At 41.1% G+C, this 1,716-nt stretch carries 1 protein-coding gene; it reads right to left on the bottom strand.

Features of this window, described 5'->3' with window-relative positions; genetic code table 11:
• Positions 1 to 490: 490 nt before the first annotated feature.
• A partial coding sequence (locus J3U16_RS11855) for a hypothetical protein (protein WP_267343179.1) occupies positions 491 to 1,716 on the bottom strand: 1,226 nt, incomplete at its 5' end.

Genomic DNA, 1,716 nt, shown 5'->3' with positions numbered 1-1,716 from the left:
TACTTTTATATCAAATTTTAGCCTTGTAGCTAAAACCGTGTAAAAAGTATAGTGATTGGAAAAACACGATGCAACACTTTTTTTCGCTCACTTGCGTTAACTTTTGTAAATAGGATCTAAAAATGATCTAACCGATATTTGATTAACTTATGTTTTAATTAAAGATATTGCAATTACAAATCTTTGAAATTATAGCGATTGATCCTCAAAAATTTTATTTTAGGGCTTTGAATTAGAAATTTAGTGATTTGGATCATTTAATAATTTTTAAGTAAAATTTAGAACCCAAAAAACCCCGCTCCTCAACTTTTTTTGCGATAAAACACCTCAAAAATAAACCCGCCTAGGCGGGTAATTCAAACGTCGCCTAGCCACAAAATCGCTTTTTATGGCTAAACGACGTTGACTCGTAGCTTACTTTTAAGCACTTAATACTATTTTTTATCACCCCCCACCCCCGCCCTAAGGATTAAGGGCGAAGAAATAAAAACTAAGGATGGGAGCAAAGTCCGTAGGAGTCGTGGTAGTCCCAACCCATGCTACCGCTGCTTGTGCTCACGATAAACTGGTTACTACCACCATTCGGGTCACTAGTCCAGTACCAACCGTAGTTGAAGCCAACGCCTAAATAACTGTGCAGAGCGCCCCACTCAGTGAAAAACCCAGAACCTATATGACGCATATAATAATTAGCCGGCGAAGAAGGGGTGGCGCCAGAGATAGCAGGAGAGCCTGTAAGAACTGCGTTGGTTAAATCCTTTACGCGAGGCATTCGATAACCGAGACTATTACACCAAGATAAAGTATTAGAATAATTTTTCTCCACAGAACCACGGTTCACGAACCACTGCTTCAAAGTAAAACCATATTTGACGATAGGAGTACCATTATTGTCACGACCGACCAACTCAAAGGTCTGAGGCAAAGAAGGAGTAGAAATACGATCAGGAGTGGATGAACTATGCTGGGATGTGGTAGCGAAAGGACCCGTTAAAGTAACACGTACGCTTGTAGCAGTAGAATTAGACATTGTAACTGTGATACCACCCAGAGAAACAGGAGACCAAGACAAAGGTTGACTACTACCGATAATGAGTAAATCAAAGTACAATCCATTAGCACCAGTTGTAGGAAAGTTTCTACCGTAAAGTGACGGGTCTGTTGACTGAGGGGTAAAACCATTACGAGGGTCCCACATTGAAGCTGGGCCAGCATATTGGCCTGTACCGTAAGTCAAATTAGGTCTGGAAAAACAAACCACAGTCACAGCCTTAGGATTGACGTAATAAGTCACACTATTGGGACTGAAACCACTACGATTAGGAAATCCGTAACGAGTCGATAATGTACCGTCAGTACTGGATAACGTAACCCTATAAGGTGCCTTACAAATCTCTGGCACGGTACTACGTGATACCGTTTGACCACTTTTATCAACGATAGATAAACTCAAAGAACCTGTAGCAGTAACGTCACTATCACCATCATCATCTCCCCAATAATTATAAGGCGGACCGATAAGAGAACTTAAATCGACTGAAGTAGTATTAGTAGGAACCAACATACCTATATCAGCAAAACTCTGACCCGTAACCGGCAAGACGATTGGGGTTGTAGATGATGAATTGTTAGAAGGCGTGTAATTAGCTCCGTTAGATAGTGTAATCCCAAGCAGACCGTTAGCATCAACTGCACGAGTACGACCACCATCGAAAG

Origin of the sequence: Gilliamella sp. B3023 (assembly GCF_026536845.1) — a bacterium.
Lineage (GTDB): Bacteria > Pseudomonadota > Gammaproteobacteria > Enterobacterales > Orbaceae > Gilliamella > Gilliamella apicola_E.
The sequence above is the reverse complement of the archived record's forward strand: the minus strand, read 5'-3'. Positions and strand labels throughout refer to the sequence as shown.